This window comes from Streptomyces sp. M41(2017), from assembly GCF_002078175.1.
In the GTDB taxonomy this organism is placed as follows: domain Bacteria; phylum Actinomycetota; class Actinomycetes; order Streptomycetales; family Streptomycetaceae; genus Streptomyces.
In genome coordinates this window covers 1010025-1032796 of sequence record NZ_MWFK01000002.1, presented here as the reverse complement: position 1 = coordinate 1032796, position 22772 = coordinate 1010025, and the positions used below count along the sequence as shown (strand labels likewise).

Here is a 22772-nt window from a genome sequence, read left to right as displayed (position 1 = left end):
CCGGGGGGACGACCGCTCAAGCGGGGAAGTTCAGCAGGGCGACGGGATCGGAGGTGGGCTCGGCGGATCCACCGGCCGGTTCCACGGTGATCCCCATCCCGGACGCGTCGTCCACGGAGCCCTTCATCAGCACCGCCTCCGTCGTACGGGCCGGGTCCATCAGACCGGCGGACCGCATGGTCCCCGCGTCGTTGAACCACAGCTGGTAGACCTTGCCGGTCGGCGGCTTCGCCATCCCCGCGGCGACGAACACCGCCTGGTCCCGGCTCTGCGACACCACGACCGTGCCCCGCGCCCCGTCCGCCAGCGTCGCCGTGCGCGACTTCGCGTCGGGCGCGGCGATCACCGCGGCCACGTCGTTCGTCCGCCGCTCGGCCTGCCGTGCCTGCTGCCGCGCGTCCTGCGCGCGGTCGTGCTGCCACACCGCCGTACCGCCGAGTCCCGCCGCCGCGGCCAGGCAGGCGGCGAGCGCCCACCGTGCGGGACGGCGTCCACGGCCGGCCGTCCGCCGGGGAGCGGCGACCGGAACGGTACGCGGCGCCTCCTGCCGGACGGTGGTGATGCGCCGCATCACGGTCTCCTTGAGCGCCGGAGCGGGCGTCTCGGTGACCGCCATGCCCAGCCGCGCGGCGGCCGCCGTCAGCTCACGGACCTCCAGGGCGCAGGACTCACAGTCCTCGGCGTGCCGCTCGAACAGTTCGCGCTCGTCGTCGGCCAGGGCGTGCAGCGCGTACGCGCCGGTCAGTGTGTGCAGGTCGACCGTGGTCACGCCGTCACCCCCAGGCAGTCACGCAGTCGGATCAGACCGTCGCGCAGGCGCGTCTTGACGGTGCCGAGGGGGAGCGCCAGCAGTTCCGCCACCTCCCGGTAGGTCAGCCCGCGGTAGTAGGCCAGGGTCACCGACTGGCGCTGCAGCTCGGTGAGCGTGCGCAGACACCGCCGGACCTGCTCCCGTTCCAGACGGGCCTCGACCTGCTCGGTGACCTCGTCGTACTCGGGCGTCCTGTCGAGCAGCGCGGCCTTGTGCTCGCGGGCCGCAGACGCCTCGACCGACCGGACCCGGTCCACGGCCCGCTGGTGGGCGAGGGTGAGGACCCAGTTCATCACCGAGCCCCGCTCGGGCCGGTAGCGGGCGGCCGTGCGCCACGCCTCCACCAGGACCTCCTGGGCGACCTCCTCGGACTGGGCCCGGTCGCGCAGCACCCGGCGCACGATGCCGAGGACGGGGCCCGCCACGACGTCGTACAGAGAGGCGAACGCCTGCTGGTCGCCCCGGGCGACCCGGGCCATCAGTTCCGGCAGATCCGGCTCCGCAGACGGGTTTCTCCCGATCTCCACGGCTTCCTTCACGGTGTGGTCCTCCAGGACGCGCTGTTGATTCGCAGGTGATCCGAAGCCGGTCGGCCCACGGATTGCCCCCCGGCCGGGAAAGTTCCGGACGGGTCGGCGGCCGGCGCGACGCGGAGCGGCCGGCCCGCGGGACCACGGGCCGGAGCAACCGTCGCACGAGCCCGGTGGTCAGACCTCCGCCGGTGACGGCAGGCAGTACCGCAGCTGGTGCAGACCGCGGCGCGCGTGGCTCTTGACCGTGCCCAGGGGCCAGCCGGTCCGCCGGGCGATCTGCGTCTGTGTGAGGTCCTCGTAGAACGCGAGGTGCAGCACTTCGCGCTGGGCAGGGGGCAGCTTGGACAGTGCGTGCCGCACGAGCACACGGTCCAGTACCGCCTCGGGGCGGGATCGCCCCGCGTCGGACAGGGCCAGCAGGGCACCGGCCGCGCCGACCAGCTCCGTGCGCCGGGTCCGCGCGGACAGGGCGTCGGCGATCTTCCGCCGGGTGATGCCCACCAGCCAGCCGGCCAGCGTTCCACGGTCCGGACGAAAGCCCCGGCCGCCCCGCCACACGGCGAGGAACACCTGCTGCGTGACGTCCTCCGCCTCGCGCGTGTCGCCCAGCGAGCGCCGGGCGAGCGTGTGGACCAGGGGTGACCAGCGCCGGTAGACGGCGGCGAGAGCGGTCTCGTCGCCCTCGGCGACGGCGCGCGCCAGATCCGCGTCCGCGTCCGTGTCCGGCCCGGCAGGCCCGGCAGACCACTGTGCGGCGGTCGCATCTGCGCTCATGGCACGCTCCTCGCTCCGGGCACCTCCTGCTCCGGGCCCCGACACCCCATCGTGTGAACCGTTGGACAGAAGCGACAACTCGCATCGTTTCTGCGTCGTATAGTCGGCCGTATGGGTGAGAGCCGGCCGGATCAGGAACAGGGAGCGGGCGCCGTGTCCGTCGACGCGGGCGTCACCACGGGCGCGCTGGCCCGCCGGCTCGGCGTGTCACCCACCACCCTGCGCTCCTGGGACCGCCGCTACGGCGTGGGACCCGCGGTCCGCTCCGACGGACGACACCGCCGCTGGACACCGCGGGACGTCGCGATGCTGGAGGAGATGTGCCGGCTGACCTCCGCCGGCGTGCCGCCCGCCGAGGCGGCCAGGGCGGCGAAGGAAGGGGCCGATCCGACCCCGGCCGAGGCGAAGCCGCCGACGGACGAGTACCGGCCCCGCTCGAAGGCGGCCGGCCCGCTGCCGCTGGGTGACGCCCGGCAGGAGTGCAAAGGGCTGGCGCGCGCTGCCGTGCGCCTCGACGCGCCTTCCGTGGACGACCAGCTGACCGCGCTCGTCGAGCGGCACGGTGTGGTCGTCGGCTGGGAGGAAGTGATGGTGCCGACCCTGCACGCGGTCGGACGCAAGTGGGAGTCCGCCGGCGACCGTTACGTCGAGGTGGAGCACCTGCTGTCCTGGCACATCTCCCGGGTGCTGCACCGCGCGACCGGCCCGTCCGGCCCGACGGACCCGGCCGGTCCGGACCGGCCCGCGGCCGGACCGGTCGTGCTGGCGTGCGTCCCCGGTGAGCAGCACTGTCTGCCGCTGGAGGCACTCCACGCCGGACTGGTCGAACAGGGCCTGCCCACCCGGATGTTCGGTCCGGCGGTCCCCCCGGAGGCGCTGACCGCCGCCGTCCGCAGGCTGGGCCCGCTGGCCGTCGTGCTGTGGTCGCAGACGCGCTCCACCGCCGACCGCCCGCTGGCCCGGCACATCGCAGCCACCAGCTGGGGCGTGAAGGGCGCCCGCCGCAACCCCGTCGTCCTCCTGGGCGGGCCCGGCTGGGCCGGGCGGCAGGAGCAGGGGATGCTCCGGCCCCCGGGGCTGCGTGACGCGCTCACCACGCTGGTGAGTCTGGCCGCGGGCTGAGCCCGCCGGTCACCGGCCCGTGCGGGGCCCCGGAAGGCGCCCTCGCACGCCTCGATTCATCCCACCGTCGGCGTCGGTGACGGCTTCGCCGCGCCCGAGGACCCACCCGCCGGGGGTGTCAGCACGACCGTCGGCTCGCCGGGCTGCGGCGGGGGAGGCGTCAGGTTGCTCTTCGGCAGCTTCGGGTCGGTCGTCTCCTGGACGATCACCTGCTCGAAGTTCACCAGACCGGTCTTCTCCATCACCGTGATGTGGTCCAGCACCGTGGAGTTGGCCTGGTTGGCGAGCTGGCGCACCAGCGTGTTCTCGGTCGTGGCGCGGACCTTCGCGATGACCGAGAAGATCTGCCCGTGTGTCACCCGCAGTATGTTGGCGAGGTCACTGTCGAACTTCTTGCCGCTGTCCCCGCTCAACGTCGCGACGAATCCCTGTTGTTGGGGGGACGGTTTGTTGGGCAGCGTGATGCCCAGCTGCTGGGCGATCCTGCGACAGGCCGCGTCGAGCCCCGCGTGGCCCGCGACGAGATGCCGGCCCGCCGTGCGCACTGACGGAATGGTCCCCTTCTCCAGGGCCAGTTGACCCACGGGGTACTCCCACAGGCCGGCCGCGCGCACCTTGACGACGAAGTCGCGGTCGGCCTCGGTCAGCGGACCCGACGGCGGGTTCGCGATGATCCGTGTCGAGGCGCTGGACGTGGTCTGCACGCCCAGCATGGCCGGGTAGGCGAGCGCGGCGAGGGTCAGGGTCAACGCGCCGGTCACGAAGAGTGTTCCCGCGTTCCGGGCGATGCGCATGGAGCCTCCTGGCGGCCGGGGCGGCGTCCGGAGCGGCGTGCTCCGGCCCGCCGCGCGATGGATCCGGTGCTGACGGATCCGGTACGAGTGGTTCGGACGCCCACCAGTACGGCCGCACACCCGGCGGAAATCTCTACGGAGAGTAAAGAATCCCGGCCTCTTCGCGCCCTGCCGTCGGGCCGCCCCGGTGCCGCCGGCGTGCCGCACCCGTGTCGTCCGACGCGCCGTCCGTCGGGCACTCGCTCGCGACTCCGCCGGATCCGCGCGTCGACGCCGCGAGGAGCCGACGGCCCGGGCCCTCAGTCCGTCAGGCCGCGGCCTTCCCTGAACCGGGCCAGCCCCTCGGGCAGTTCGACGATCGGGTCCGGATAGTCGAAGGCCGCCCGGTCCAGGCCCTGGAGCTTCCACGGCTCGTGCACGGCACGCCCCTCCAGGCCCGCCAACTCCGGCACCCAGCGTCGCACGTAGTCGCCGTCCGGGTCGTAGCGCTTGGCCTGGGTCACCGGGTTCAGCACGCGGTTGGGCCGGCTGTCCGTGCCCGTGCCCGCCATCCACTGCCAGTTGAGCTGGTTGTTGGCGACGTCACCGTCCACCAGCAGACTCAGGAAGTGCCGGGCGCCGATGCGCCAGTCCACGTACAGCGTCTTGACGAGGAAGCTCGCGGTGAGCAGCCTGGCCCTGTTGTGCATCCAGCCCTCCTCGCGCAGCTGGCGCATCCCCGCGTCCACCACCGGATATCCGGTGCGGCCCTCCCGCCACGCCTCGACGTCGTCGTGCGCCGCGTCCTCCGAACGCCAACGGTCGTGCTTGGTGCGGTAGTCGGTGGCCGACGCGTCGGGCCGTACGGCCAGCACCTGATGGTGGAAGTCGCGCCAGGCGAGCTGCCGTACGAACGCCTCGGCGCCCGGGCCGCCTGCCGCAGCCGACCGGTGCACCAGCTCGACCGGCGAGAGGGCGCCGAAGTGGATGAAGGGGGAGAGCCGGGAAGTCGCGTCGCCGGGCATGTCGTCGTGACGGTCCTCGTAGGCCCCGATCCCGTTCCGCAGCCAGGCCGAGACGCGTTTCCTGCCCTCCGTCTCCCCGCCGGCAGCGAGCGAGGGGGACACTCCGGACACGGCGGAGCGGGCCGGGATCTCCTCCGAGCCGACGCCGTCCGGCACCCGGACGGCCCGGGGAGCGGCGACCGCGTCCCGCAGCGGCTGCCGCGCCCACTGCCGGTGGTACGGCGTGAAGACGGCGAAGTGGTCCGAGGACGCCGGAGTGACCGCGCCGGGCGCGACCGCGGTGATCACCGTCTCGTGGACGTGCAGGCGGCAGCCCTCGGCCTCCAGCGCCGCACGCAGCCGTTCCTCCCGGCGGTGCGCGTAGCCGCTGACGCCCGCCGCCATGTGCACCTCGTCCGCGTCGGCCTCGGCGACCACCTTGCACACCTCGGCCACCACGTCACCGGAGCGCACCACCAGCCGTCCGCCCCGCTCGCGCAGCCCCGCGTCCAGATCCGTCAGGCAGTCGGCGAGGAACGCCATCCGGTTGGGGGCGGTGAACCCGGCGTCCGCCACGGCCTCGTCACGCACGAACAGCGGTACCACCGCGTCGGAACCGTCGAGCGCCGCCCGCAGCGGCGGGTGGTCGTGCAGGCGCAGGTCCGAGGTGAACAGGACGATCGAGAGGGTCATGGCGTTGCTCCGGTGCAGGGCTGCGAGGGGACGGCGTGGATCTGCTTCTGCTCGGCCGGCTGCGCCGGATGCGTGCTCAGCGGGTGAGGGCGGGTTCCTTCACCCCATCGGACGCGTTCTTGGCAGCGGCCTTGGCGATGTTGCGGGCCATGCCGCCGAACACGACGGCATGGAAGGGCGAGACGCTCCACCAGTACAGGTGGCCGAGCAGACCGTGCGGATGGAAGAGGGCCCGCTGCCGGTAGCGGGTGCGCCCGTCGTCGTCCTTCTCCGCGTACATCTCCAGCCAGGCGAGGCCCGGGAGCCTCATCTCGGCGCGCAGCCGCAGCAGATGGCCGGGCTCGATCTCCTCGACCCGCCAGAAGTCGAGCGAGTCGCCCACCCGCAGCCGGTTCGCGTCCCGGCGGCCGCGGCGCAGGCCCACCCCGCCCACGGCCCGGTCGAGCCAGCCGCGCACGGCCCAGGCGAGCGGGAAGGAGTACCAGCCGTTGTCACCGCCGATGCCCTCGATCACCCGCCACAGCGCCTCCGGCGAGGCGTCGACGGTCATCTCCCTGCGGTCGGTGTACAGACTGCCGCCGGCCCAGTCCGGGTCGGTGGGCAGCGGGTCGCTGGACGTGCCCGGGTAGGAGGCGGACGACCAGCGCGTGGTGACCTGCGCGTCCCGTACCCGCTGGAGCGCGAGGGCCACCGACGCGTCGAAGCCGATCGGCCGGCCGGGCGGATCGGGCACGTAGCGGGCGATGTCGTGCTCGTGGCACACGACCTCGTGGCGCAGTGACTCGGTGAGCGGCTTCGCGATGGACGCGGGTACCGGGGTGACCAGGCCGACCCAGTGGCTGGACAGCCGCGGGGTGAGCACCGGCACCGGGAAGATGAGCCTGCGGGGCAACCGGGCGATCGTCGCGTACCGGCGCATCATCTCCAGGTACGTCAGGACGTCGGGGCCGCCGATGTCGAACGCGCGGTTGACCTCGGCGGGCATCGTGGCGCTGCCGACCAGGGTGCGCAGCACGTCGCGCACGCCCATCGGCTGGATCCGGGTGCTGACCCAGCTCGGTGTCACCATCACCGGCAGCCGCTCGGTGAGGTAGCGGAGCATCTCGAACGAGACGGAGCCGGAGCCGATGATCACCGCGGCGCGCAGCACCGTGGTCGGGACGCCCGAGTTCAGCAGGATGCGGCCGACCTCCGCGCGGGACCTGAGGTGCGGTGACAGTTCCTCCTCCGGTACGCCCACGGGGGTGAGGCCGCCCAGGTAGACGATGCGCCGGACACCCGCCGCCTTGGCCTGCTCGCCGAAGATCCGGGCCGCTCGGCGGTCGGTCTCCTCGAAGTCGTGGCCCGAGCCGAGCGCGTGCACGAGGTAGTACGCGACGTCGATCTCCCGCATGGCGTCGCCGACGGACTCGGCGTCCGTGACGTCTCCGCGCACCACCTCGGCCTCGCCCGCCCAGGGGTAGTCGCGGAGCTTGTCGGGGGAGCGGGCCAGACAGCGCACCTGGTGCCCCTCGGCCAGCAGCTCCGGGACCAGCCGTCCACCGATGTAGCCGGTGGCACCGGTCACCAGACACCGCAGTCCGGTGCGGGTGTCGTCCTCGCTCATGGATCCTCCGTCGCTCGTCGCTGTCGCCCCTGTCCGTTCCCCCCTCCTGATCCCTTCCACGCGGACCCCGCCCCCGGATGCGCCGGACGGGCCCTCCCGGCAGGGGCGGCCGTACGAGGGCCACGCCGCCGGCCTCTATAGGCTGACCACGTGGCCAGACCAGAGGACTCCGACGACCGGACGGGTGAGCCGGACCCCGCCGGGGGACCGCAGGGCGAGCGCGCGGCGCCGGCGGACCTCCAGGCCTTCGCCGTGCAGCTCCGCCGGATGAACGGCGAGGTCAACCGCGTCGTGCACGGCTTCGCCGGCGAACACGGACTGCACGCCACGGACGTCCAGGCGCTCGCCGCGATCCTCGACGCGCCCGAACCGCTCACCCCCGGCCGGCTCCGGGAGCACCTCGGGCTCACCTCGGGTGCCGTCACGGCGTGCCTGGACCGGCTCGAACGGGCGGGCCACATCCGGCGCGTCAGGGAGAGCGCGGACCGCAGAGTGGTCCACCTGCACTGGGTCCCCGACGCCAAGTCGGCCGCCCGCGCCCACTTCCGGCCGCTCGCCGAGGTCACCGCGAGCGTCCGGTCGGGCTTCAGCGAGGACGAACTGTCGGTGGTCCTGCGGTTCCTGACAGCCATGAACGAACAGCTCTCCGACGTGCGGTCCCCCGGGCGCTGACGCCGGCCGACCGGTCACGCCGACGGGTGGGAACCGCCGGACACCGGCCGCATCCGGACGGCCGCCGGCCCCGGAAGCACAGCCGTGGTCTACGATCTGGCCGCGAGATAGCTCAATGATTGAGATTGTTTGTCGTTGAGATATCTGGACAACTGTACGTCGACCGCCGTGCTGCCGTGACACCTGGAGAGCGATGTCCATCACCCCACGACGGGCCCTGTGGCTGATTCCCGTCGTCCTGCTCGTCGCCTGGCTCGGAATCGGGGGCACCCTCGGTCCCTACGCCGGGAAGCTGGGCGAGGTCGCCACCAACGACCAGGCCGCCTTCCTGCCCCGCAGCGCCGAGTCCACCAAGGTGGTCTCCGAGCAGCGGGCCTTCCAGCAGGACGAGACCCTGCCCGCGATCGTCGTGTGGACGGTGGACGGCGCGGGATCGGTCCGGGGCGAGGGCCAGGCCGCCGCGACCCGCGCGCTCGCCTCCCTCGCCGGCACGCCCGGCGTCGTCGGCCAGGCGTCTCCCGCGCTGCCGTCGGGCGACGGCAAGGCGCTGGAGGGCGTCGTCCAGCTCCGGCCCGATCTCGGCGACGAACTGCCCGACACCCTCGACCGCGTCCGGACGGCCACCGACCGCGTTCCGGGAACGACGGCACGCATCGCCGGGCCCGCCGCCAGCCAGGCCGACCTCTCCGACGCCTTCGCCGGCATCGACGGCCTGCTGCTCGGTGTGGCCCTCGCGACCGTGCTGGTCATCCTGCTGCTCGTGTACCGCAGCGTGCTGCTGCCGTTCGTCATCATCCTCGGCGCGGTGTTCGCGCTCGGTCTGGCGTGCGCCGTCGTCTACGTCCTCGCCGACCACGACGTCGTCCGGGTCGACGGCCAGGTGCAGGGCATCCTCTCCATCCTCGTGATCGGCGCGGCGACCGACTACGCGCTCCTGTTCACCGCCCGCTTCCGCGAGGAACTGGCCCTGCACGACGACCGGTTCACCGCCGTCCGAGCGGCGTTGCGGCAGTCGTGGGGCGCGATCGTCGCGAGCGCGGGGACGGTCGCCCTCGGTCTGCTGGCCCTGCTGCTCAGCGACCTGACGAACAACCGGGCGCTCGGCCCGGTCGGCGCCATCGGCGTCGTCTGCGCCGTGCTCAGCACCCTCACCTTCCTGCCGGCCGTCCTGGTCCTCCTCGGCCGCGCCGCCTACTGGCCGGCCCGTCCCCGCGCGACCGGGGACGCCGGGGCGGGCAGCGGAGTCTGGCGCCGGGTCGCCGACCTGGTGGACCGCGCACCCCGCAAGGTCTGGGCGATCGCCCTCGCGGGCCTCCTCGCCTGCGCGGCCTTCGCCCCCACCCTCACCGCGAAGGGCGTCCCCCTCGACGAGATCTTCGTCGACGACGCGCCGTCCGTCGCCGCCCAGCGGACGCTCTCGGAGCACTTCCCCGGCGGCTCGGGGAACCCCGCCGTGATCATCGCCGGCGCCGACCGTCTCTCCCAGGTGATCACCGCGGCGCGCGACACGGACGGCGTCGCCTCGGCCGCCGCGGTGACGGAGTCCGGACGGCCCGGCGGGGGAGACCCCAAGGCCGTCGACGGCCGGGTGCGGGTCGACGTCACCCTGCGGGCCGCCGCCGACAGCGACGCGGCCAAGAGCACCGTGGCCCGGCTGCGCGAGGCCGTCCACGCCGTTCCGGACGCCGACGCGCTCGTGGGCGGATACACGGCCCAGCAGTACGACACCCGGCAGACCGCCGAACGGGACCGCACCCTCATCGTGCCCGTGGTCCTCGCCATCATCCTGGTCATTCTGGCGGGCCTGCTGCGCTCCCTGCTGATGCCGCTCCTGCTGGTGGCCACGGTGGCGCTCAACTTCGCCGCGACACTGGGTATTTCGTCGCTCGTGTTCCGGCACGTCTTCGGGTTCAGCGGGACCGACGCCTCCGTACCGCTGTACGGCTTCGTGTTCCTCGTCGCCCTCGGTGTCGACTACAACATCTTCCTGATGTCCCGGGTCCGCGAGGAGTCGCTGCGGCACGGAGTGCGCCAAGGAGTCCTGCGCGGGCTCGTCGCCACCGGTGGGGTGATCACCTCGGCGGGTGTCGTCCTCGCCGCGACCTTCGCGGCCCTCGGCGTCATCCCGCTGGCCTTCCTCGTGCAGATCGCCTTCATCGTCGCCTTCGGCGTCCTGCTCGACACCCTGGTGGTGCGCTCGCTGCTGGTGCCCGCGCTCGTCCGCGACATCGGCCGCCGTGCGTGGTGGCCGGGGACGCTGAGCCGCGAACCGGCGCCGGTGCCCCACGAGGGCGAGCACGTCCGGGTGTGATCCGGGCCCGCCCCGCGCCGGCCGCGCGGGGCGGGCAGGTCCCGCGTTCGACCGAACGCCTGCTCGGCATTCGCCTCCGGTGGTGAACAGACATGACATGTCTCGGAGAAACGCGGGCAAGCGCATTCCACGGGACCCGTAGCTCCGGGTCCGAGGTCAGAGGTGGAGGTGCCTGCCGCTATGGGGACAAAGGTGCTGGAACGATTTCCCGCGGGGGCTCCTCGCGGATCCTGGTCGGCTGAGGAGTACGCGGCCCGGCGCCGCACCGAAGGACTGCCGGCGACGGTCGTGATGGACCTGAAGTCGGACGCCTTCCTCGTGGTCGTCCCGCTCGGGGAAGAGGACTGAACCCCGCCGCACGGGGCCGGGCCTGCTCAACGGCTCGCCCCGTCACCGACCGGCGCCAGTGAGGAGCCGTTCTCCAGACGGGCGGTCAGGCCGGGACGCGCGCCCTCCGGAGCCCGCACCGCGAGCGTCCGGCCGTCCTGCCGGGCCCTGACCGCGCCGGTCACCTCGATCCCGGTGACCGCCCGGCTGCCCGCGGCGAGCAGGTACCAGTGACCCGCGCGGGAACGCCAGTGGGCGTCCGCCACCACGTGCTGGCCGAACCGGCTGCAGGCCGCGGTGGACCGGGCCCGCGCGACCTCCCGGGCCGGAGCGGACGGTGAGGACGCCGGCAGTCGCAGCAGCACCCGCACGTCCCCGGGACCGCGCCAGGTGCCGGCCCGCGCACAGGCCCACACCGCGTGCCCGCCGTTCTCCGGCAGGTCCTGCTCGGCGAAGTCCCAGGCGTTGACCTCCCGGACCCCGCCGCCCCGCAGCTTCTCCAGCCCGCACGCCATGTGCGCCCACGCGATCAGCGCCGGAGTGCCCGTCGCCTCCCGAGGCTGACGTGCCGGAGGCGTTCCGTGACCGGGCAGCGGTGTGTACGTCAGATGCACGGGCGACAGCTCGCCCAGGTCGGTCAGCAGGAACGCGTGCTTCTCCACGATGCGCTCGGAGGACCGCAGTTGGAGCACCGGCCGCCGGTCGCAGGCCGCGCCTCCCGACGGTGCGGACAGGGGGCCGGTGACCCCGTCCCGGGCGACGTCCACCGGGCGGGCGGGGGAGTCGGGACGCATCAGGTCGCGGGTCCGCGCCTCGGCGATCCAGGGAGCCAGCAGGAACCGGGTCCCCCGTGGACCGCGCCCGACGACCAGGGCGGCGGCCGTCGTCACGTCCGCGTCGTCGGTCCGCGCGAGAGCCAGCGTGTCGCGCCCGCGGCCGTCGACGGGCTCGCTGTACCGCACCACCCGCTGTCCGTCGTGCAGCAGCACCACGGCGTCGCCGTCCACGTTCCCCGCGTACAGGAGCCGGGGTGCCCGGGGCGGCGGGTCCATGGACGTGGTCGCCGTCGTCGAGACCCGCACGGCGCGGCCCGGCCGGGCCCAGGCCGACAGCGCCCGGCGCAGCAGACCCTGGTCGTCGGCGCGCGCCCCGCGCGCGGGCCACGCGGTGAAGTCCACCCGGGAGGTGTCGGCCCAGGAGTCCGACGGCGTACGGACGAGGTCCGCCGGGCCGGGCAGCGACGCGCCCGCCGGGACGCGCCCGCCGGACGACGGGCCGGAGCCGGGCAGCGAGACCGCCAGCAGCACCCCGGAGAGCACGACGAGGGACAGGGCGCCCCACAGGACGCGGAAGCGGCGCCGGCGGCGGAGCAGGTCGGTGGGAGCGGTCTGCACGGTGCAGGCGTCGAACTCCCGCGACCTGAGCAGCGTCCGCGCGGCCTTGCCGGCCGTGTCGCCGAGCCGTGCGGCGGACCGCAGGGCTCCCTCGGGATCGGCGACACCGGCGGCCCGCAGCAGGGTCCGGATCGCCGATTCCGTCCGTCCGTCCACGCTGCGCAGGACGAAGGCGGCCCGTCCGGCGGCCGTCGAGCCCGACAGGGCCTGGCCCAGCGCGATCTCCTCCGCACCGCCCGCGCGGGGGAACAGCCGCAGCCCCCACACGACGGGCAGAGAGGGGAGCAGTGTGCGGGGCGGCGGCAGACGGCGGGGCCAGCCGCGCGGTGAACGCCCGTACGCGATCGCCGAGCGCAGGACCGCGGCGCGCAGCCGGTCGTTCTCCGCGACGGACCTGCGGGCCGTGCCGCGGGGCGTCGGCACGTGCGGCCGGGGGAACCGTTCGCGGGGACCCGGCAGCGAGCGCTGCACCAGCGAGTGGGCGACGAGGATGCGGCGATGTCTGTTCAGCGAGGGAGGCAGCGTCAGGTACGCGAGGCGCACCAGGTCGCTGTATTCCTCGACGAGGGCGGTCTCGGCCCGGTCGAGTGCTGTCCTGCCGCGGAGGACCGCACGCGGTAGCGAGGGGATGGGCATGGAACGAATGCCTTCCGAAGGAGCTGACGTCGTGTCACGCCGCTCCGTCAAACGAGTGACTCTTCGGATGGTCACAGGACGGCGGTCCGGAGCCGGTGTCCGGAACCGCGCCCGGGGGATGCCGGGCTTCGGGCCGGGAGGCCGGGCAGGGCGGTCGACGACCGGTCCGACGGGGGGTGCCGACGGGGCGAGCGCTGAGGCGGAGAGCGGTGCGGGGGAGAGCGGTGAGGGGGAGTCGCCCTCCGGCATCACCGACGACCCCCGTGACGCGACGCCGCCCGTCCCGGCGTCCGGGTCGGCGCAGCTCACGCGGCATGGCGGCCGGACGGCTCGTGGTCCTCGCGGGACCGGTCCGCGATGCGAGACCTGCCCGCCGTTCCTTGACTGCCCCGAGCGGAGGCTGCGACGATCGGCGTCATGATGATGCGACTGGACCTCACGCGGCGACGCCATGTCGACCTTGCGCGTGTCTCCAGCTCCTTCTGTCGTCGCGACGTCTGACGGTCCCGGCAGCAGGGTCCCCTTCGCACGGACCGTCCTCCCCGCGCCGGCCCTCCCGCCGCGCCCCGGGACGTCCCCTGCCCGTCCCCGCCGTGCTCCGAGCGTCCTTCCGCCGAACTCGTAGGCCTCCCCTCCAGCATGCCCCGGTCCGGCCGGACCGGCGGACGGATGATGCGGCCGGGCAACGGAGTTCGCCGTCCGTCCGGCGGCGCACGCACGGCCCGTGCCCGCCCCCCGCCCGTCGCTCCCGGTCGCCCGCCACCGTGAACTCCCCTTGGAATGAGGACCCATGGCCACCGTCCTGTCCGTCTCCGGCAGTCCCTCCGCCTCGTCCCGCACCGCCAAGCTCCTGCGTCACCTCGACGCCCGCCTCGCCGCACAGGGGCACGAGGTGATCCCGCTCGACGTCCGCACGATCCCGGCGGAGGCCCTGCTCGGAGCGGACTTCCGGCACCCCGCCGTCGTGGAGGCGGCCGCGCTGTTCGACCGGGCCGACGGCGTGGTCATCGGCACCCCCGTCTACAAGGCCGCCTACTCAGGCGTCCTCAAGGCCCTGCTCGATCTCCTGCCGCAGTACGCCCTCGCCGGCAAGACGGTCCTGCCACTGGTCACCGGCGGCAGCACGGCCCACGTGCTCGCCCTGGACTACGCCCTGCGCCCGGTCCTCAACTCCATGGGCGCGACCCACATCGTCCAGGGCTGGTTCACGCTCGACAAGGACATCACCGCGGCACCGGACGGGACCGTCACCGTGGCACCCGGCACCGCCGAGGCGCTGGCGCAGGTGGTCGACCAGTTCTCGGTGGCCCTCGGCCGCACCCCGCTGCTCGCCGCGGCCGGATGACGTCCGTGACCGCCCACGTGATCGCCGACGACGCCGAAGCCCTCGCCGTCGCCGCGGGACTCGCGGAGGCGTTCCGGACCGAAGCCCCGGTCCGCGACGCCGAACGTCGCCTGCCGTACGCCGAGTTGGAACAGCTCTCCGCCTCCGGCCTGCTCGGCGTCACCGTACCCGCGGACCACGGCGGAGCGGACGTCCGGCAGGAGACCCTCGCCGAGGTCTTCCGGCTGCTTGCCTCGGCCGACGCCAGCCTCGCCCAGATCCCGCAGAACCACTTCGTGTACGTGAACGTGCTCCGCCGACAGGGCACCACCGAGCAGCGGAAGTTCTTCTTCGGTGAGGTCCTGGCGGGACGCCGCTTCGGCAACGCCCAGTCCGAGGCCGGCACCCGGCACGTCCAGGACATCCGCACGCTGCTGCTGCCCCTCCCGGACGGCTCCCACGAACTGACCGGAGTCAAGCACTACTCGACCGGCGCGCTGTTCGCCGACTGGATCCCCGTGCTGGCCCGCGCCGCGGACGACAACCTGTACGTCGCCTACGTCCCCCGGGACGCCGACGGGCTCACCGTGGTCGACGACTGGGACGGCATGGGGCAGCGCACCACGGCCAGCGGCACCGTCCGCCTCGACGCCGTGACCGTCCCCGCCGACCGCGTGGTGCCCCACCACCTCACCTTCCGGGGACCGCAACTGCACGGCGCGGTGGCCCAGTTGCTGCACGCGGCCATCGACGCGGGGATCGCCGGGGGCGCCCTCGCCGAGGCCGCGGAGTTCGTGCGCACGAAGAGCCGACCGTGGTTCGAGAGCGGCGTCGACACGGCCGCCGAGGACCCGCTGCTCATCCAGCGCTTCGGCGAACTCGATCTCCAGGTAAGGGCGACAGAGGCGCTGCTCGGTGTCGCGGCCCGCGCGGTCGACGCGGCCCGCGACGAACTGACGGATGCCTCCGCCGCGGAGGCGTCCCTCGCCGTGGCCGCCGCGAAGGCCCACACCACGGCCACCGCCGTCCTGGTGGCCGACGCGCTCTTCGAGGTCTCCGGCACCCGCGCCGCCCTCGACTCCCTCAACCTGCACCGGTACTGGCGCGACGCCCGCACCCACACGCTCCACGACCCCGCCCGCTGGAAGATCCAGCACCTCGGGCGCCACGTCCTGAACGGCACCAGGCCTCCGCGGCACGGCCTGCTCTGACCCGCCCCACCCGCCCGCGGCACCGCCGCCCCCCCACGATCGGAGAACACCCGCCGTGTCCCTCACCTTCCACTGGTTCCTGCCCACCAACGGCGACAGCCGCCATGTCGTCGGCGGCGGCCACGGCACGCCCGCCACCGTCTCCGGACAGGACCGCCCGCCGACGGTGGCCTATCTCAGCCAGATCGCCCGCGCCGCGGAGGACCTGGGGTTCACCGGCGCCCTCACGCCGACCGGGGCCTGGTGCGAGGACGCCTGGCTCACCACCGCGATGGTCAGCCGGCACACGGAGCGCCTGAAGTTCCTCGTGGCGTTCCGGCCGGGCTTCGTGTCGCCCACGCTCGCCGCGCAGATGGCCTCCACCTACCAGCGCCAGACCGGCGGCCGTCTGCTGCTGAACGTGGTCACCGGCGGAGAGAGCCACGAACAGCGTGCCTACGGCGACTTCCTCGACAAGGACGCCCGCTACCGCCGTACCGGCGAGTTCCTCTCGATCGTCCGCGACCTGTGGGACGGCAAGACCGTCGATCTGGCGGGCGAGCACCTCCGCGTCGAGGACGCACGGCTCGCCCGGGTCCCCGACCCCGTGCCCGAGGTCTACTTCGGCGGTTCCTCACCCGCCGCCGGTGAGGTCGCCGCCCGGTACGCGGACGTCTACCTCACCTGGGGCGAACCGCCCGCGCAGGTCGCCGAGAAGATCGCCTGGATCCGCGGGCTCGCCGAACGGGAGGGGCGGACCCTGCGCTTCGGCATCCGCCTGCACGTGATCACCCGCGACACCTCCGAACAGGCCTGGGCGGAGGCGGGACGGCTCCTCGACGGCTTCGACCCCGCGACGGTGAAGTCCGTCCAGGAAGGGCTCGCCCGCAGCGAGTCGGAGGGCCAGCGGCGCATGCTCGCGCTGCACGGCGGCGGCCGCGACGGCCTGGAGATCCACCCCAACCTGTGGGCCGGCATCGGCCTGGTGCGCGGCGGGGCCGGCACCGCCCTGGTCGGCAGCCACGACGAGGTCGCCGACCGCATCGAGGAGTACCACGCCCTGGGCATCGACGAGTTCGTGCTCTCCGGCTACCCGCACCTAGAGGAGGCCTACTGGTTCGGCGAGGGCGTACTGCCCCGCCTCGCCGCGCGGGGCCGCTGGCGCCATCCGTCCGCGACCGGCCCGGCCCCGTCCGCGCAGGTGCCCTTCACGAGCTGAGCCCACGCGGACAACCGGCAGCACAGGTCGAGCCGGGAGCCCGGGCGATCAGGGCGTTCCCAGCGCGCCGAGGTGTGCCGTGCGCACCTCGGCCGTCTGCCCCTGCACCAGCAGGAACATCCCCTCGCGCGCCAGCCGCTGTGCGGGGCTGCGCAGGTCCATCGCCCGCCCGCCGCCGGCCACGACCGCCGCCGTGGTCGCCGCCCGCATCACGTCGTACGCCCGCGTCTTGCACACCAGCCGCTCGTCGATCCGTTCCGTCGGCACCGGGTGGTCGGCGAGCGCGTACGCCCGCCGCCGCACCTCCTCCAGACGTGCCCGCAGCACCTCCGCGGTCCCCTTGGCCGCGGGGTCGCGCTCCAGCAGGCCGATCGCCGCCGACGTCACCCCGAACACGGCTGGCGAGGCGTTCGTGTTCTTCGGCCGGTCGCCGGCCGCCCAGGACGCGAACGGGACGCGCAGCGCCACCGCCTCGTCGGGCAGCCACAGCCCGTCCAGCTCCAGGGAGACGGTGCGGGACGCGGAGAGCGCCGCGAGCCGCATCGGGGCGGACGGCCGCAGCCCCGGCTGCTCGCGCGCCTCGGTGAACGCGAACAGGGCTTCATCGGCGTCGGTCACCCCGGCGAGCAGCATGACGTCGTTGAGCCCCCAGCCCGAGTACCAGGGGACCGTCCCGTGGAAGCGCCAGCCACCCCGCTCCGCGGTGACCCGCACGGGCACCCGCGGATGGGCGCGGAGCTGCGCGTACGCCACCCCGGACAGCAGCTCGCCGCGCGCGAGCGGACCGAGCAGCCGTTCCCGTACGGGCAGGCCCAGGTCGGCCTTCGCCAGCGTCGCCACCGGTGTGTGGTGCTGGGTCTGCACGAACCACGTCGAGCAGCACGCCCCGGCCAGGATCTCCGCCGTCTCCCGCACCACGGCGGGAGGCGCCGCCGACCCGCCGTACGCCACGGGGGCGCTCACCCCGAGGAGCCCGGACGCCTTGACCGCCTCGATGCTGCTCACGGGCACGCCGTCCTGGTCCACGCGCTCCGCGCGGGGCACCAGCACGTCGGCCGCGAGTCTGCGGGCGGCGGTGACGAGCGGATGCGGTGTGGCGGTCATCGAAGAAATCTCCCGCTGTCGTCGTGGCGTGTGTCGATCCGGCGCCCTCCCGTTCGTGTAGTCAGTGAGACACCGACCGAGCGAGCGTCGAGGAGGACACATCATGAAGTACTACCTGCTGAGCGTGATGCAGCCGCAGGGCGAGCCGCCCGCGCCCGAGATCATGCAGGAGATCATGCACAACCTGGAGGTGTTCCACACGGAGCTGCGCGAGGCCGGGGCCTGGGTGTTCGCCGGAGGACTGCACGGCCCGGAGACCGCGACCGTGCTGCGCGCCCGGGACGGCGACGTGCTGGTCACCGACGGGCCGTACACCGAGAGCAAGGAGTACCTGGGCGGCATCTGCCTGATCAAGGCGCCGGACCTGGACGCGGCGCTCACCTGGGGCCGCAAGGCGACCCTCGCGACCACCCTGCCCATCGAGGTGCGCCCGTTCATGCACGAGGCCGACGACCGATGACCACCGACGCCGCCGGGATCGAGGCCGTCTTCCGCGCCGAGTACGGCCGGGCGGTCTCCGTCCTCATCCGCCTCCTCGGCGACATCGACCTCGCCGAGGAGGCGGTCCAGGACGCCTTCACCACGGCGGTCGCGAAGTGGCCGGAGACCGGCACACCGCCGAGCCCGGCCGGCTGGATCATCACCACCGCGCGCAACCGCGCCGTCGACCGGCTCCGCCGCGAGTCCTCACGAGAGGCCCGGCACGCCGAGGCCCTCCGGCTGCACGCCCCGGACGAACCCACGGAGGAGGGTCCCGTGCGCGACGACCCGCTCCGTCTGATCTTCACCTGCTGCCACCCGGCGCTCGCCCCCCAGGCCCAGGTGGCCCTCACCCTGCGGCTCCTGGGCGGCCTCACCACGCCGCAGATCGCGCGCGCCTTCCTGGTCCCCGAATCGACGATGGCCCAGCGGATCGTCCGCGCCAAGGCCAAGATCCGCGACGCGGGCATCCCCTACCGCATCCCCCGGGACGCCGACCTCCCGGACCGGGTGGAGGGGGTCCTCGCCGTCGTCTACCTCGTCTTCAACGAGGGGTACGGCGGCCGCGCCGACCTCTGCACCGAGGCGGTGCGGCTCGGACGCCTCCTCGTCGAACTCATGCCGGACGAGCCGGAGGCGCTGGGCCTGCTGGCCCTGATGCTGCTCATCGAGGCCCGGCGGCCCGCCCGCACGAGCGTCGAGGGCGACCTGGTCCTCCTCGCCGACCAGGACCGCTCCCGCTGGGACCGCGGCCTGATCGCCGAGGGACAGGACCTGGTGCGCCGGTGTCTGCGCCGCAACCGGCCCGGGCCCTATCAGATCCAGGCCGCCGTCAACGCCGTGCACAGCGACGCGCCGACCGCGGCCGCCACCGACTGGGACCAGATCCGCCGCCTCTACGACCAGCTCCTGGCCCTCGCCCCCAGCCCCGTCGTCGCCCTCAACCGCGCCGTCGCCGTGGCCGAGACCGAGGGGCCCGGCACCGCCCTCGCCCTCGTCGAGGACCTCGACCTCGCCGGCTACCCCGCCTTCCACGCCGTACGGGCGGATCTGCTGCGCCGGCTCGGCCGCACCGGCGAGGCCGTCGAGGCGTACGACGCCGCCGTCGCGCTGACCGAGAGCGCGCCGGAGCGCGCGCACCTCGAACGGGTCCGGGCCGCCCTCGCGAACAGCTGACCGCGCGAGCACGCGTGGCCCGGCAGCACCGCACCGGGCGCCTCCCGCACGGGCCGCCCCGGCGCTCACACGCTGAGCGCCTCCCGCACCGACCGCTCCGCGTCCCGGCCGCCCTCTCCGGACGAGGTCACCCGGCCCGCCTCCAGGACGTAGTAGCGCTGCGCGGCCCGCATGGCGAAACCCACGTGCTGCTCGACCAGCAGCACCGACAGACCGCCCCGCGCCGCCAAGGAGAGGATCGTCTGCTCGATCTCGGTGACCACCGAGGGCTGGATTCCCTCGGTCGGCTCGTCGAGGAGCAGGACCCGAGGCTCCGTCACCAGCGCGCGGGCGATGGCCAGTTGCTGTCGCTGGCCGCCGGACAGCAGCCCCGCGCGGCGGCCCGAGAGCGTGCGCAGCGCGGGGAAAAGGTCCAGGGCCTCGGCGACGGCCTCCCTGCCGCGCCGCCGTCCGTCCGCGACGAGCTGGAGGTTCTCCGCCGTGGTGAGGTGCGGGAAGACCTGCTGGCCCTGCGGGACGTACGCCATCCCGCGCGCCACCCGCTCGTGCGGCGTGCGGCGGGTGATGTCCTCGCCGTCGAGGCGGACCGTGCCGCTCTGCGGGCCCAGCAGTCCGACGGCGGCCCGCAGCAGTGTGCTCTTGCCGGCCCCGTTGTGGCCGAGCACGGCGGCCACCCCGTTGCGCGGCACCTCGACGGAGACGCCGTGCAGCACGAGACTGCGGTGGTACCCGACGTGGACGGTGTCGATCTCCAGCATCACGCCTCCTGTGCGGCGCTCGGTGCGGACACGGTCGCGGCGGGAGCCTCCGCCGCGGGGGCGGGCCCGGCGGCCGGGTGTCCTAGGTAGACCTCCTGCACCCTCGGGTCCGCCTGGACCTGGGCCACGGTGCCCTCGCTCAGCACCCGGCCCGCGTGCAGCACGCTGACGCTGCGCGCGAAGGAGCGCATGAAGTCCATGTCGTGCTCGATGACGACGACGGTGCGTTCCTCGCTGATGCGCCGCAACAGCTCGCCGGTGGCCTGCCGTTCGTCATGGCTCATGCCCGCGACGGGTTCGTCCAGCAGCAACAGCCGGACGTCCTGCACCAGCAGCATGCCGATCTCCAGCCACTGCTTCTGACCGTGCGCGAGCGTCCCCGCCGTGCTGTCGGCGAGACCGGTCAGCCCCACCGTCTCCAGCGCGCGGGCCACCGGCTCCGGCACCCCCCTGCGGCGACGCAGCATGGTCAGGGCGCTGCGGCCCGCGCCCGCCGCGATGTCCAGGTTCTGCAGCACGGTCAGTTCCTCGAACACGGTGGCCGTCTGGAAGGTGCGGCCGATGCCCGAGCGGGCGATCCGGTGCACGCTGCGCCCGAGGATGTCGGCGTCCCCGAAGCGCACCGAGCCCGAGGCGCGCACCAGTCCCGTGACCGCGTCGACCAGAGTCGTCTTGCCGGCGCCGTTCGGCCCGATCAGGAAGCGCAGATCGCCCGGCCGGACGTCCAGATCCACTCCGTCGACGGCGGTGAACCCGTCGAAGCTCACGCGCAGTTGCCGGATCTCCAGCCCCGCCGGCCCGTTGCCCCTGATGTCGGTCATGCCGTGTCTCCAGCGAGTCGTCGGCCCGCGCGACGCCGCTTGACGACCGCGGCCAGCGAGGCGAGGCCGCCCGGCAGGAACGCCAGGGCGACGATGAACAGCAGTCCCTGGAAGTAGGTCCAGGCCGCGGGGAACTCCTCCGACAGGGCCGTCTTCGCCCAGGCGACACCGATCGCGCCGAGGACCGCGCCCGTGAGGCTGGCCCGTCCGCCGACCGCCGCGCCGATGACCAGGTCGATCGACGGCACGATGCCGACGAGCGCGGGGGAGATGATGCCGACGGCGGGGACGAACAGCGCGCCCGCGAGACCGGCCATGCCCGCGGCGACGACGTACGCCACGAGTTTGACGTTGGCCGGGTCGTAGCCGAGGAAGCGCACCCGCTCCTCCGAGTCCCGGACGGCGACCAGGAGTTCGCCGTAGCGGCTGTGCAACAGCTGGCGGGCCAGGGCGATCAGCAGGAGCAGCACGGCGGCGATGACGAAGTACACCATCCGCTGGTTGACCGGGTCGTCGAGGTCGTAGCCGAAGAAGCCCTGGATGTCGGTCAGTCCGTTGGTGCCCCCGGTCGTGGCCTGCTGGCCCACCAGCCAGATCGCGAACGCCGCGGCGAGCGCCTGGCTGAGGATCGCGAAATAGGCCCCCTTGACGCGGCGCCGGAAGATGAACGAGCCGAGGATCGCGGCGACCGTCATGGGCAGCAGGACCGTCGCCGCGACGGCGAACACCGGGTTGGCGAACGGCCGCCACCACCAGGGGAGTTCGGTGGCGCTGCCGTACAGCTGCATGAAGTCGGGGAGGTTGCCGGGGCCGGCGTCCGCGATCTTCAGATGCATGGCCATGGCGTAGCCGCCCAGCCCGAAGAAGACCCCCTGGCCGAGCGTCAGCAGACCGCCGCGCCCCCAGGCCAGACAGATGCCGACCGCGACCATCGCGGTGCACAGGTACTTGGCGAGCAGCCCGAGCCGGAAGTCGGACAGCGCGAGCGGGGCGCCGGCGAAGAGCACCAGGGCCGCCACGGCGAACCCGGCCGCCGGACGGGCGGCGGCGAAACGGCGCCGGACGGCCGGCGGCCGTTCCGTCTTCGGGGGGAGGGGAGTGGTGGTGGTCATACGAGACTCCTCGTGCGCAGCGTGTACAGGCCCTGCGGCCGCCACTGGAGGAACGCGACGATGGCCACGAGGACCAGCACCTTCGCGACGCTCACGGTCGTCGAGTACTCCAGGACCGACTGCAGCGCGCCCAGCACGAAGGCGACGATCACGCTGCCCCGCAGCTGCCCGATGCCGCCGACCACGATCACCAGGAAGGCGTCGATGATGACGTTGGTGCCCATCGTCGGCCCGATCGGACCGACCAGGGTCAGCGCGACCCCGGCGACCCCGGCGAGGCCCGAGCCGATGAAGAAGGCGGTGCGGTCCACCCGCGCCGTGGAGATGCCGGACACCTCCGCCAGGTCCCTGTTCTGCACCACCGCGCGGATCCGCCGCCCGAGCGGGGTCAGCCGCAGTGTCAGGGACAGCGCGACGACGGCCGCCACCGCCAGTGCGAGGATGAACAGCCGGCTGTTGGCGAAGGTGAGCGGGTCGTCGCCGCCGACGACCGTGATGTTCCCGGTGAGCACGTCGGGCGCCCGGGTCTGCACATTGGGCGCCCCGAAAATGTCACGGGCGAGTTGCTGGAGCATCAGGGAGACACCCCAGGTGACGAGAAGCGTGTCGAGGGGGCGCAGATAGAGGCGGCGGATCAACAGCCATTCCAGCAGCGCGCCGAGTGCGCCCGACACGACAAACGCGACGGGCAGCGCGACGAGGAGCGACATTCCCGCGCTCGAAATGGACTTCTGCAGGACATACGTGGTGTAGGCGCCGGCCATGATGAACTCGCCGTGGGCCATGTTGATGACATTCATCTGGCCGAAGGTGAGTGAGAGGCCGAGCGCGATGAGGAGCAGGACGGCACCGATGCTGACGCCGGTGAACAACTGCCCGAGGATCACGGTCATACGGCGGCTCCGGGGAGTCGGGACGCGGGGGCCTCGGCG

At 73.6% G+C, this 22772-nt stretch carries 21 protein-coding genes; 9 read left to right on the top strand and 12 right to left on the bottom strand.

What is annotated here, in order from left to right:
- Nucleotides 1-16: 16 nt before the first annotated feature.
- The 3 genes from B0675_RS30170 to B0675_RS30160 all read right to left on the bottom strand — a co-directional run bounded on the left by B0675_RS30170 (nucleotide 17) and on the right by B0675_RS30160 (nucleotide 2118).
- Nucleotides 17-769 (bottom strand): anti-sigma factor, encoded by a 753-nt coding sequence (locus B0675_RS30170; RefSeq protein WP_081222773.1) that lies wholly within the window; start codon nucleotides 767-769, stop codon nucleotides 17-19.
- Nucleotides 766-1350 carry a sigma-70 family RNA polymerase sigma factor gene (locus B0675_RS30165; protein ID WP_081222772.1) on the bottom strand — a complete coding sequence of 195 codons (585 nt, stop codon included), beginning with the start codon at nucleotides 1348-1350 and terminating at the stop codon, nucleotides 766-768. Before B0675_RS30165 ends, B0675_RS30170 begins: the two co-directional genes overlap by 4 nt.
- A gap of 168 nt (nucleotides 1351-1518) precedes the next feature.
- Nucleotides 1519-2118, bottom strand: a complete 600-nt coding sequence (locus B0675_RS30160; protein WP_081222771.1) for a sigma-70 family RNA polymerase sigma factor — start codon at nucleotides 2116-2118, stop codon at nucleotides 1519-1521.
- 111 nt (nucleotides 2119-2229) lie between these two features.
- Between B0675_RS30160 and B0675_RS30155 the strand changes: the two genes are divergently transcribed.
- Complete coding sequence (locus B0675_RS30155; protein WP_081222770.1) at nucleotides 2230-3240, top strand: MerR family transcriptional regulator; 1011 nt, start codon at nucleotides 2230-2232, stop codon at nucleotides 3238-3240.
- 56 nt (nucleotides 3241-3296) lie between these two features.
- Here the strand turns inward: B0675_RS30155 and B0675_RS30150 are convergent, their stop codons facing one another.
- The 3 genes from B0675_RS30150 to B0675_RS30140 all read right to left on the bottom strand — a co-directional run bounded on the left by B0675_RS30150 (nucleotide 3297) and on the right by B0675_RS30140 (nucleotide 7316).
- The gene (locus B0675_RS30150; RefSeq protein WP_179165472.1) at nucleotides 3297-4034 is read right to left on the bottom strand and encodes a DUF4142 domain-containing protein; all 738 of its coding nucleotides are present in this window, start codon (nucleotides 4032-4034) and stop codon (nucleotides 3297-3299) included.
- 299 nt (nucleotides 4035-4333) lie between these two features.
- The gene (locus B0675_RS30145; protein ID WP_081222769.1) at nucleotides 4334-5710 is read right to left on the bottom strand and encodes a deoxyribodipyrimidine photo-lyase; all 1377 of its coding nucleotides are present in this window, start codon (nucleotides 5708-5710) and stop codon (nucleotides 4334-4336) included.
- A 76-nt stretch (nucleotides 5711-5786) separates the two neighbouring features.
- On the bottom strand, nucleotides 5787-7316 hold the full coding sequence (locus tag B0675_RS30140; protein WP_081222768.1) for an SDR family oxidoreductase: 1530 nt from the start codon (nucleotides 7314-7316) through the stop codon (nucleotides 5787-5789).
- A gap of 150 nt (nucleotides 7317-7466) precedes the next feature.
- Between B0675_RS30140 and B0675_RS30135 the strand changes: the two genes are divergently transcribed.
- From B0675_RS30135 to B0675_RS41590, 3 genes are all read left to right on the top strand, one after another.
- Nucleotides 7467-7988 (top strand): MarR family winged helix-turn-helix transcriptional regulator, encoded by a 522-nt coding sequence (locus B0675_RS30135; protein WP_241540056.1) that lies wholly within the window; start codon nucleotides 7467-7469, stop codon nucleotides 7986-7988.
- Between the two features lie 193 nt (nucleotides 7989-8181).
- Nucleotides 8182-10299, top strand: coding sequence for an MMPL family transporter (locus B0675_RS30130; protein WP_081222767.1), 2118 nt, complete (start codon nucleotides 8182-8184; stop codon nucleotides 10297-10299).
- Between the two features lie 192 nt (nucleotides 10300-10491).
- Nucleotides 10492-10647, top strand: coding sequence for a hypothetical protein (locus B0675_RS41590; protein WP_179165428.1), 156 nt, complete (start codon nucleotides 10492-10494; stop codon nucleotides 10645-10647).
- A 26-nt stretch (nucleotides 10648-10673) separates the two neighbouring features.
- On the opposite strand, the gene B0675_RS30125 is transcribed toward B0675_RS41590, so the two are convergent.
- On the bottom strand, nucleotides 10674-12656 hold the full coding sequence (locus B0675_RS30125) for a hypothetical protein (RefSeq protein ID WP_081222766.1): 1983 nt from the start codon (nucleotides 12654-12656) through the stop codon (nucleotides 10674-10676).
- Nucleotides 12657-13446: 790 nt separating this feature from the next.
- On the opposite strand from B0675_RS30125, the gene ssuE reads away from it, so the two are divergent.
- From ssuE to B0675_RS30110, 3 genes are read left to right on the top strand one after another with little or no spacing between them, the layout of a single operon-like run.
- Nucleotides 13447-14001 carry an NADPH-dependent FMN reductase gene (ssuE, locus tag B0675_RS30120; RefSeq protein ID WP_081222765.1) on the top strand — a complete coding sequence of 185 codons (555 nt, stop codon included), beginning with the start codon at nucleotides 13447-13449 and terminating at the stop codon, nucleotides 13999-14001.
- Nucleotides 13998-15191, top strand: a complete 1194-nt coding sequence (locus tag B0675_RS30115; protein ID WP_179165471.1) for an SfnB family sulfur acquisition oxidoreductase — start codon at nucleotides 13998-14000, stop codon at nucleotides 15189-15191. The genes ssuE and B0675_RS30115 overlap by 4 nt, the downstream gene beginning before the upstream one ends.
- A 55-nt stretch (nucleotides 15192-15246) precedes the next feature.
- A complete protein-coding gene (locus B0675_RS30110; RefSeq protein WP_081222763.1) occupies nucleotides 15247-16389 on the top strand; it encodes an LLM class flavin-dependent oxidoreductase in 1143 nt (380 codons plus the stop codon).
- A gap of 48 nt (nucleotides 16390-16437) precedes the next feature.
- Here the strand turns inward: B0675_RS30110 and B0675_RS30105 are convergent, their stop codons facing one another.
- Nucleotides 16438-17493 carry an acyl-CoA dehydrogenase family protein gene (locus tag B0675_RS30105; protein WP_081222762.1) on the bottom strand — a complete coding sequence of 352 codons (1056 nt, stop codon included), beginning with the start codon at nucleotides 17491-17493 and terminating at the stop codon, nucleotides 16438-16440.
- 103 nt (nucleotides 17494-17596) lie between these two features.
- Here B0675_RS30105 and B0675_RS30100 point away from each other — a divergent pair, with 103 nt between their 5' ends.
- Both B0675_RS30100 and B0675_RS30095 read left to right on the top strand, forming a co-directional pair.
- Complete coding sequence (locus B0675_RS30100) at nucleotides 17597-17953, top strand: YciI family protein (protein WP_081222761.1); 357 nt, start codon at nucleotides 17597-17599, stop codon at nucleotides 17951-17953.
- Complete coding sequence (locus tag B0675_RS30095; protein WP_081222760.1) at nucleotides 17950-19149, top strand: RNA polymerase sigma factor; 1200 nt, start codon at nucleotides 17950-17952, stop codon at nucleotides 19147-19149. The genes B0675_RS30100 and B0675_RS30095 overlap by 4 nt, the downstream gene beginning before the upstream one ends.
- 65 nt (nucleotides 19150-19214) lie before the next feature.
- Here the strand turns inward: B0675_RS30095 and urtE are convergent, their stop codons facing one another.
- The 4 genes from urtE to urtB are packed head-to-tail and all read right to left on the bottom strand — an operon-like array spanning nucleotide 19215 to nucleotide 22733.
- A complete protein-coding gene (urtE, locus tag B0675_RS30090) occupies nucleotides 19215-19907 on the bottom strand; it encodes an urea ABC transporter ATP-binding subunit UrtE (RefSeq protein WP_081222759.1) in 693 nt (230 codons plus the stop codon).
- Nucleotides 19907-20728, bottom strand: coding sequence for an urea ABC transporter ATP-binding protein UrtD (gene urtD / locus B0675_RS30085; RefSeq protein ID WP_081222758.1), 822 nt, complete (start codon nucleotides 20726-20728; stop codon nucleotides 19907-19909). Before urtD ends, urtE begins: the two co-directional genes overlap by 1 nt.
- Nucleotides 20725-21840, bottom strand: coding sequence for an urea ABC transporter permease subunit UrtC (gene urtC, locus B0675_RS30080; RefSeq protein WP_081222757.1), 1116 nt, complete (start codon nucleotides 21838-21840; stop codon nucleotides 20725-20727). Before urtC ends, urtD begins: the two co-directional genes overlap by 4 nt.
- On the bottom strand, nucleotides 21837-22733 hold the full coding sequence (gene urtB / locus B0675_RS30075; protein WP_081222756.1) for an urea ABC transporter permease subunit UrtB: 897 nt from the start codon (nucleotides 22731-22733) through the stop codon (nucleotides 21837-21839). The genes urtC and urtB overlap by 4 nt, the downstream gene beginning before the upstream one ends.
- Between the last annotated feature and the right edge of the window lie 39 nt (nucleotides 22734-22772).

Excerpts from the sequence above, each read along its gene's own strand:
- B0675_RS30140 (WP_081222768.1), bottom strand. The coding sequence starts at position 7,316 with ATGAGCGAGGACGACACCCGCACCGGACTGCGGTGTCTGGTGACCGGT.
- urtE (WP_081222759.1), bottom strand. The coding sequence starts at position 19,907 with ATGCTGGAGATCGACACCGTCCACGTCGGGTACCACCGCAGTCTCGTG.
- B0675_RS30145 (WP_081222769.1), bottom strand. The coding sequence starts at position 5,710 with ATGACCCTCTCGATCGTCCTGTTCACCTCGGACCTGCGCCTGCACGAC.
- B0675_RS30115 (WP_179165471.1), top strand. The coding sequence starts at position 13,998 with ATGACGTCCGTGACCGCCCACGTGATCGCCGACGACGCCGAAGCCCTC.
- B0675_RS30150 (WP_179165472.1), bottom strand. The coding sequence starts at position 4,034 with ATGCGCATCGCCCGGAACGCGGGAACACTCTTCGTGACCGGCGCGTTG.
- B0675_RS30105 (WP_081222762.1), bottom strand. The coding sequence starts at position 17,493 with ATGACCGCCACACCGCATCCGCTCGTCACCGCCGCCCGCAGACTCGCG.
- urtB (WP_081222756.1), bottom strand. The coding sequence starts at position 22,733 with ATGACCGTGATCCTCGGGCAGTTGTTCACCGGCGTCAGCATCGGTGCC.
- B0675_RS30125 (WP_081222766.1), bottom strand. The coding sequence starts at position 12,656 with ATGCCCATCCCCTCGCTACCGCGTGCGGTCCTCCGCGGCAGGACAGCA.
- ssuE (WP_081222765.1), top strand. The coding sequence starts at position 13,447 with ATGGCCACCGTCCTGTCCGTCTCCGGCAGTCCCTCCGCCTCGTCCCGC.
- B0675_RS30155 (WP_081222770.1), top strand. The coding sequence starts at position 2,230 with ATGGGTGAGAGCCGGCCGGATCAGGAACAGGGAGCGGGCGCCGTGTCC.
- B0675_RS30130 (WP_081222767.1), top strand. The coding sequence starts at position 8,182 with ATGTCCATCACCCCACGACGGGCCCTGTGGCTGATTCCCGTCGTCCTG.
- B0675_RS30095 (WP_081222760.1), top strand. The coding sequence starts at position 17,950 with ATGACCACCGACGCCGCCGGGATCGAGGCCGTCTTCCGCGCCGAGTAC.
- urtD (WP_081222758.1), bottom strand. The coding sequence starts at position 20,728 with ATGACCGACATCAGGGGCAACGGGCCGGCGGGGCTGGAGATCCGGCAA.
- B0675_RS30160 (WP_081222771.1), bottom strand. The coding sequence starts at position 2,118 with ATGAGCGCAGATGCGACCGCCGCACAGTGGTCTGCCGGGCCTGCCGGG.
- urtC (WP_081222757.1), bottom strand. The coding sequence starts at position 21,840 with ATGACCACCACCACTCCCCTCCCCCCGAAGACGGAACGGCCGCCGGCC.
- B0675_RS30100 (WP_081222761.1), top strand. The coding sequence starts at position 17,597 with ATGAAGTACTACCTGCTGAGCGTGATGCAGCCGCAGGGCGAGCCGCCC.